This window comes from Micromonospora sp. NPDC047707 (assembly GCF_040704235.1).
GTDB lineage: Bacteria > Actinomycetota > Actinomycetes > Mycobacteriales > Micromonosporaceae > Micromonospora.
In genome coordinates, this window is record NZ_JBEYSU010000080.1 from 1 (window position 1) to 7,144 (window position 7,144).

The window sequence follows — 7,144 nt, forward strand, 5'->3', positions numbered from 1 at the left end:
CCCCTACAACCCCGACCGGCACCGAGCCCTCCAACACTTGCTCAGCCAAGATCAACCGGCGATGGCTTGACACAGGGCAACTCACGCCGTCACCTGGGAGGCGGCCGCGTCCCGGGTGGACAGTGGTTCGCGGCCGGCGCCGGGCGGGCCGGCGAACGCCTGGGCCACGTCGAGCCAGGCGTCGGCCACCGGCCCGGTGGCCGTCAGGGCGAGGTCGGCGCGGTGCCGGCGCTGGGTGACCAGCAGGCAGAAGTCCCGCGCCGGCCCGGTGACCCGGTCGGCCGCGTCCTCCGGACCGTACGACCAGGTCCCGCCGTCGGGTGCCGTCAGCTCGACCCGCACCGGCGCCGTCGGCACCTCGCGGCCGTGGGCGGCGAAGGAGTGCCGCAGCGTACGGAAGCCGAGGTACGCGACGTGCCGCAGTCGCGCCGTGGCGGGCCGGGTGACGCCGAGCGCGTCGGCCACGTCCTCGCCGTGCGCCCAGGTCTCCATGATCCGCGCGGTGACCATCGACGCGGGGGACATCCCGGTGCCGTACCAGGGCAGCTTCTCGCCGGGTGGTGCGGCGGCGAGCGCGGCGGCGAGCGCCGCCCGGCCGGCCCGCCAGCGGGGCAGCAGCTCGTCCGGCGGCGCGAGGAACTCCTCGGCGCCGACGTCGACCAGCCGGGCCGGGTCCGGTGCCGTGGTGACCGAGGCGAAGAACGCGTCGACATCCGTCGCGGCGAGCAGGGCGACGTGATCCGTCCAGGCCAGGTGCGCGATCTGGTGGCCGATCGTCCAGCCCGGCGCGGGCGTCGGGCTGGCCCAGTCGCCGGCGGACAGCGGGGCGACGAGGGAGTCCACGTCAGCTGACTCGGCGGCCAGGTCCGTCAGCAGGTCCGTGAGGTTGACCATGGTGCCCTCCGGGGGTGTCGGCGGTGATCGGTGCGGGGTGGGGTCGGATGCGGCTCGGCGGGAGAGGGGCGCCGTTGCCTTGGGGTCAGAGGGCGAGCAGGTGGGTGAGCTGTCGTTTCCAGGTGGCGAGGAGCGCGGTGCGGCGGGCGGAGTCGTCGTTGAGCAGGTTGGCGACGCCCAGGCCGCGGAGCAGGTCGAGGGTCGCCTGCACCGCCTCCCGTACGCCGGGGCGGCGCTCGTCGACCTCGAGCAGGGCGACGGTCAGTCGGTGCATCTCCCGGCCGACCCGCGCCTCCAGCGGCACCAGCGCCTCCCGCAGCTCCCGGTCGGTGCGGGCAGCCACCCACAGCTCCAGGGCGGCCACGAAGAGCGGGCCGGTGAAGGCGGCGGCGAGCAGGTCGACCACCCGGTCGAGCCGCTGCGGGCCGGCCGGCAGGGCCTCCGCCTCGACGCGCAGCTCCTTTGCCCGCCGGTCGGCGAGGTGCGCGACGGCGGCGGTGACCAGCGCCGCCTTGGTCGGGTAGTGGTGCAGCTGGGCGCCGCGCGACACGCCCGCCCGGGTCGCCACGACGGTCGTGGTGGTGCCCGACCAGCCGTGCTCGACCAGGCAGTCCACGGTCGCCTCCAGCAACCGGGCCTGGGTGGCGCGGCTGCGTTCCTGCTGGGGGACGCGGGTCGATACGCCGGACACGGCCCTAGCCTGCCGCCCTCAAAACAAACAGTCAAGCCTGACTTTTTCTGACGGGCGAACAGCCGTGCCGGCGCAACCACCATGCGGCGGTGGCGATCTCCCTCCATGATCGTTTGATGGTGAGGTGGGCCTGGGCGCCCGTCCGGTCCTGCTGATCAGCAGACGATCATGGGCTTGCCCGGTACACCGCTGGCGGGCGCTTCAGCGACCGTCGCGGGGAGCGAAGACGGTCAGGGCGTCGGTGTCGCTGTGGCGGGAGCGCACGTACTCGTCGGCGAAGGCGGCGGCGTCGGGGTACGTCGACTCGGCCGCGATCCGCGCGCACGCGGCGTCCACGTCGAAGAGGGTGCGCCGGAGTTGCACGCCCGGGCCGAGCAGCGCCCAGAATGCGCCGGGACCGCCGTACGGCATGCCGACGCTGCCCGGGTTGACGACGAACCGGCGGTCGACCAGCCGGGTGAACGGCATGTGGGTGTGCCCGCAGACCACCGTGCCGACCTCCGCCGGCACCTCCGCGAACACCTCCGCCCAGCGCTCCAGCCGGGAGTCGACCAGGACGACCTCCTCGTCGTCCCGTGGGGTGGCGTGGCAGAAGAGCACCGGGCCCAGCCCGGCGACCTCCAGGGTGACGGTCAGCGGCAGCGCCGCCAGGCGGCCCACCTGGTCGTCGCGGAGCTGCGTGGCCGCCCAGTTGGAGACGCCGATCGGTGACGGCCGGCCGGCCCGGGCCTCGACCAGTTCGCGGTCGGCGTTGCCGCGTACCCAGCACACCCGCTCGCCGAGCCCCGCGAGCCGGTCCAGCACCTCCACCGGCTGCGGGCCGGCGGCGATGTCACCGGTGACCACGATCAGGTCGGCGGCGGCGACGTCCGGCTCGGCCAGTACGGCCTCCAGTGCCGGCAGCACACCATGGATGTCGGAGAGGACGGCGACCCGGTCCGGCATCGATCCACCGTGACCGGCCGGAGGCGGCATGTCCAGGACTTCTGCCTTAGGCAGAACGCTGTCCGCACCCGCGCGGTTTGATCCACTCGGTTTCCCTGAAGTCGGGCAGTCACCGGCGCTGCGACACCCCGAGTTCCATGATCCCGAGTTGATCAAGCCTTCGGGCGGGTCGGGCCCGCCGGAACCTCCCCCGGGAGGTGAGACGGACGGGCCGGCGGACGCGAACGGCCCGGACCGTGAGGTCCGGGCCGTTCGGGATGATCTCGGGTCAGACGCGGGCGCGGCGGGCCAGGCGCTCCGGGTCGAGGATGATGATGCTCTTGCCGTCCAGGCGCAGCCAGCCGCGCGAGGCGAAGTCGGCGAGCGCCTTGTTGACCGTTTCGCGGGAGGCGCCGACGAGCTGGGCGATCTCCTCCTGGGTCAGGTCGTGGGTCACCCGCAGCACGCCGCCGTCGCGGGTGCCGAACCGGCCGGCCATCTGGAGCAGGTTCTTCGCGACCCGGCCCGGGACGTCGGTGAAGATCAGGTCGGCCAGCGAGTCGTTCGTCCGGCGCAGGCGCCGGGCGAGCACCCGCAGCAGCTGCTCGGCGATCTCCGGCCGGTTGTTGAGCCAGGGGCGCAGCGCCTGCTTGCGCAGCCGCACCAGGCGGGTGTCGGTCACCGCGGTGGCGGTCGCCGTACGCGGGCCGGGGTCGAAGAGCGACAGCTCGCCGACCATGTCCGACGGTCCCATGACCGCGATCAGGTTCTGCCGGCCGTCCGCCGCCCGGCGGCCGACCTTGATCTTGCCGGACAGCAGGATGTACAGGCTGTCGCCGGGCTCGCCCTCGTTGAAGACGACCTCGCCCTTCCGGACCTCGAGCGTCTCCATCTCCTTGGCGAGCGCCTCGGCAGCCTCCGGGTCGACGCCCTGGAAGATCCCGCTGCGGGCCAGTACCTCGTCCATCGCGCACCTCCGCCTGCGCGTGCCGTCCGTCGGCCGGGTCCGCCGTACGCTTCTCCCTCGCGCGCCGCCAAGTCTAGGCGCACGTGAGCAGGTATCCGGGGTGCACCCCTGGAATCTTGATCCTTGGACGTAACTCGACGGTCGTGATCACCCGCTAAGATCCCGCGCCCGCCCGAGGTGCGTAGGGCCGGCCGGTGCCGCAGGTCGTAGGGTCGCCACGTGCTGAACGAGCCGTTCCTGACCGCCCGCCACGAGGACGGGCGGGACGCCCCGCTGCTGGTGTGGCGGGCCGACCGTCCGCTACTGGCCGTGAGCTCCGCGCCACTCGGCGGTGGTCTGGGGGTACGGGAATGGGTCGTCAATGCCACCGTGTCCATGTCGTACGACCGGGAGGACCCGGCCGGCCACCTGGCCGAGCTGGCCGACCAGCTCGGCCTCGACGGGCCCGGGGTGGGTCTGCTGACCGGCGTGGACGTCGCGGAGATGGTGGCCCGGACCGACAGTGGCGTGCGGGTCTGGGCGACGGTCGGGCTGGGGATGCCGGTCTGGGCGGCGGCACCGGAGCCCTCCGGGGTGACGGCGAACACACCCGCCGCCCCCGCCCAGCGGGTCGGCACGGTCAACATCGTGGTGTACGTGCCGGCGCGGCTCGGGCCTGCCGCCCTGGTCAACGCGGTGGCGACGGCCACCGAGGCGAAGGCGCAGGCGCTCGCGGAGCTGGGCGTACCCGGCACCGGCACGCCCACCGACGCGGTGACGGTCCTCTGCCCGGTCGACGGGCCGGAGGCGGCGTACGGCGGGCCCCGCTCCACCTGGGGCGCGCCGCTGGCCCGGGCGGTGCACGCCGCCGTCAGCACCGGAGGCGCCGGCACCGTGGTCCCCTGGTCCCACCGGCCCGCAGGCTGAACATCTGCCCGATCGGGTTATGTCGGCGCGTCCACCGCCCGGTAGGGTCGCGGGCGATGTACGCTGCCGCCCCCCTGTCGCCCCGTCCGCGCCGCCGCCTCCTCCCGGTGGTCGGCGCGCTGCTCGTCGCCCTGCTCGCGGCGGGCTGCGGCGACGCCGCCCCGCAAGCCGGGCCCGTCTGGCAACCCGGCGCCGGCGGTGGCGGCACCGGTGCCCCGGTCGCCTCCGGTGGTGCGTCGCAGCCCGCCGAGGCGGCCATCTCCCTCTCCGCCACCGGCGACATCATCATGGCCAACGCGCCGAACCGGCTGCCGGCTAACAACGGCAAGGGCTTCTTCGACGACGTCGAGAAGGCGCTCGCCGCCGACCTGGTGATGGGCAACCTGGAGGAGCCGCTCACCGTCGACACCGGCACCGGCAAGTGCGGGGCCAACTCCACCCGCTGCTACCAGTTCCGCGCCCCGCCGGAGTACGCGGCACACCTGCGCGACGCCGGGTTCGACCTGCTCAACCAGGCCAACAACCACGGTTACGACTACGGCGCGAAGGGCTACGAGAACACCCAGGCCGCGCTCGAGGAGTACGAGCTGGCGCACACCGGCGCGCCCGACCAGATCACCGTGGTCGACGTGAAGGGCGTCAAGGTGGCGGTCGTCGGCTTCTCGTCGTACCCGTGGTCCAACCCGCTGACCGACATCCCGGCGGCCAAGCAGGTGATCACCAAGGCGGCCGGCAGGGCGGATCTGGTGGTCGTGCAGGTGCACATGGGCGCCGAGGGGGCCGACAAGACGCGGGTGAAGCCGGGCACCGAGATGTACCTGGGCGAGAACCGGGGCGACCCGGTGCGGTTCAGCAAGGCGATGATCGACGCCGGCGCGGACCTCATCGTCGGCCACGGCCCGCACGTCCTGCGGGGCATGGAGTTCTACCAGGGCCGGCTGATCGCGTATAGCCTGGGGAACTTCGCCGGCGGCGGCAACTCGCTCAACAACAGCGGCCGGCTGGGCTGGGGTGGGGTGCTGAAGGTGTCGCTCAAGCCGGACGGCACCTGGGCCGGCGGGTCGTTCGCCGCGACGTACATGAACTCGGCGGGTCTGCCGAGGATGGACGCGGACGACCGCGGTCTGGGCCTGGTGCGGGAGGTCAGCGGGAAGGACTTCCCGGAGACCGGGGCGGTCCTCGACGACTCGGGGAAGATCAGCCCGCCCGCGGCGGGCTGACCGGCCGGGGCGCGGGCGTGGGCCCGACCGTCTGTCGGGGCGGCGACGTAGGCTTTCCCGCGTGACCACCAGCTTCACCGAGACCGACCTCGGGCGGACGCGCCGCGCCCGGCGGATCGGGCGGGTGCTGACCGAGACCCACCCCGACGCGCACTGTGAACTCAACCATTCCAACGCGCTGGAGCTGAGCGTCGCGACGATCCTCTCCGCGCAGTGCACCGACAAGAAGGTCAACGAGGTCACCCCGAAGCTCTTCGCCCGCTACCCGCGTGCCGCCGACTACGCCGGCGCCGACCGGGCCGAGCTGGAGGAGCTGATCCGGCCCACCGGCTTCTACCGCAACAAGACCGACTCGCTGATCAAGCTGGGCCAGGCGCTGGTCGAGCGGCACGACGGGCGGGTGCCGGGAAAGCTCGCCGACCTGGTGACCCTGCCGGGAATCGGCCGCAAGACGGCCAACGTCATCCTCGGCAACGCGTTCGGCGTGCCGGGGATCACCGTCGACACCCACTTCCAGCGGCTGGTGCACCGGTGGCGGCTGACCACCGAGACCGACCCGGTCAAGATCGAGCACGCGATCGGGGCGCTCTTCCCGAAGCGGGGCTGGACGATGCTGTCGCACCGGGTGATCTTCCACGGGCGGCGGGTCTGCCATGCGCGCAAGCCTGCCTGTGGGGCGTGCACGCTCGCGAAGCTCTGCCCGTCGTACGGCACCGGGCCGACCGAGCCGGCGGCGGCCGCGAAGCTGCTCAAGGGCCCCCGCGCCCGGGACCTGGCGGTGGCCGCCGGGGTGGATCCGGAACTGGTCCCCGTCCAGGCCGTCGTCGCGGAGGCGCCGTGAGGACGCGGCTGGCCGCCCTGCTGGTCCCGGTGCTGCTGCTCGCCGGCTGTACCGCCGGCCCGGAGCAGGGCGCCCCCGCCACGCGGGACGGCGCGGCGCAGAGCCGGCCCTCCCCGTTCGCGGACTGCGCCGAGCTGACCGCCGCTCCGGCGCCGTCCGGCACCGCGACCGCCGTCCCGGGCGACGGGGGTACGCCGCTGCCGGAGCTGACGCTGACCTGCTTCACCGGCGGCGCGCCGGTGGCGCTGCGGGACGTCCGGGGGCCCGTGGTGATCAACCTCTGGGCCTCGTGGTGCGCGCCCTGCCGGAAGGAACTGCCCGCGTTCCAGCGCCTCAGCGACCGGGCCGACGGCGGGTTGACGGTGCTCGGCGTCAACACGCGGGACACCCGCGGCGGCGCGCAGTCCATCGGCGAGGACTTCGGGGTCCGGTTCCCGACCCTGGTCGACCAGGGTGAGGCGCTGCAACGGGCGTTGGGCCGCAACGCCATCCCGTTGACCGTTCTCGTCGACGCCGACGGCCGCATCCGGCACGTCGACGCCAGCGGGGCGCTCGACGACACCCGTCTCACCGACCTGGTCCGCCAGCACCTGGGCGTGGCGGTGCCCGCGTGAGTTGCCCTGTGTCAAGCCATCGCCGGTTGATCTTGGCTGAGCAAGTGTTGGAGGGCTCGGTGCCGGTCGGGGTTGTAGGGGGTGTTG

Annotated in this window: 8 protein-coding genes; 4 read left to right on the forward strand and 4 right to left on the reverse strand. The window is 73.6% G+C overall.

The window, feature by feature from the left end; genetic code table 11:
• Positions 1-81 precede the first annotated feature (81 nt).
• The 4 genes from AB0873_RS31255 to AB0873_RS31270 form a co-directional block, all read right to left on the reverse strand.
• The gene (locus AB0873_RS31255) at positions 82-894 is read right to left on the reverse strand and encodes a TIGR03084 family metal-binding protein (protein WP_366604294.1); all 813 of its coding nucleotides are present in this window, start codon (positions 892-894) and stop codon (positions 82-84) included.
• A gap of 85 nt (positions 895-979) precedes the next feature.
• Entirely contained in the window at positions 980-1,585 is a 606-nt protein-coding gene (locus AB0873_RS31260; RefSeq protein ID WP_366604295.1) for a TetR/AcrR family transcriptional regulator, read from the reverse strand.
• A gap of 201 nt (positions 1,586-1,786) precedes the next feature.
• Complete coding sequence (locus AB0873_RS31265) at positions 1,787-2,530, reverse strand: metallophosphoesterase family protein (protein WP_366604297.1); 744 nt, start codon at positions 2,528-2,530, stop codon at positions 1,787-1,789.
• A 268-nt stretch (positions 2,531-2,798) separates the two neighbouring features.
• Entirely contained in the window at positions 2,799-3,476 is a 678-nt protein-coding gene (locus AB0873_RS31270; protein WP_088981720.1) for a Crp/Fnr family transcriptional regulator, read from the reverse strand.
• Between the two features lie 219 nt (positions 3,477-3,695).
• On the opposite strand from AB0873_RS31270, the gene AB0873_RS31275 reads away from it, so the two are divergent.
• From AB0873_RS31275 to AB0873_RS31290, 4 genes are all read left to right on the forward strand, one after another.
• Positions 3,696-4,382, forward strand: a complete 687-nt coding sequence (locus AB0873_RS31275) for an adenosylcobinamide amidohydrolase (RefSeq protein WP_366604299.1) — start codon at positions 3,696-3,698, stop codon at positions 4,380-4,382.
• A 56-nt stretch (positions 4,383-4,438) separates the two neighbouring features.
• Positions 4,439-5,602: a CapA family protein gene (locus AB0873_RS31280; protein ID WP_366604301.1), complete on the forward strand. Its 1,164-nt coding sequence runs from the start codon at positions 4,439-4,441 to the stop codon at positions 5,600-5,602.
• 61 nt (positions 5,603-5,663) lie between these two features.
• Positions 5,664-6,443 (forward strand): endonuclease III, encoded by a 780-nt coding sequence (nth, locus tag AB0873_RS31285; RefSeq protein ID WP_366604302.1) that lies wholly within the window; start codon positions 5,664-5,666, stop codon positions 6,441-6,443.
• Positions 6,440-7,057: a TlpA disulfide reductase family protein gene (locus AB0873_RS31290; protein ID WP_366604304.1), complete on the forward strand. Its 618-nt coding sequence runs from the start codon at positions 6,440-6,442 to the stop codon at positions 7,055-7,057. Before nth ends, AB0873_RS31290 begins: the two co-directional genes overlap by 4 nt.
• Positions 7,058-7,144: the final 87 nt, after the last annotated feature.

Coding starts and splice junctions, on each gene's coding strand:
- AB0873_RS31255 (WP_366604294.1), bottom strand. CDS start 894: ATGGTCAACCTCACGGACCTGCTGACGGACCTGGCCGCCGAGTCAGCT.
- AB0873_RS31270 (WP_088981720.1), bottom strand. CDS start 3,476: ATGGACGAGGTACTGGCCCGCAGCGGGATCTTCCAGGGCGTCGACCCG.
- AB0873_RS31265 (WP_366604297.1), bottom strand. CDS start 2,530: ATGCCGGACCGGGTCGCCGTCCTCTCCGACATCCATGGTGTGCTGCCG.
- AB0873_RS31280 (WP_366604301.1), top strand. CDS start 4,439: ATGTACGCTGCCGCCCCCCTGTCGCCCCGTCCGCGCCGCCGCCTCCTC.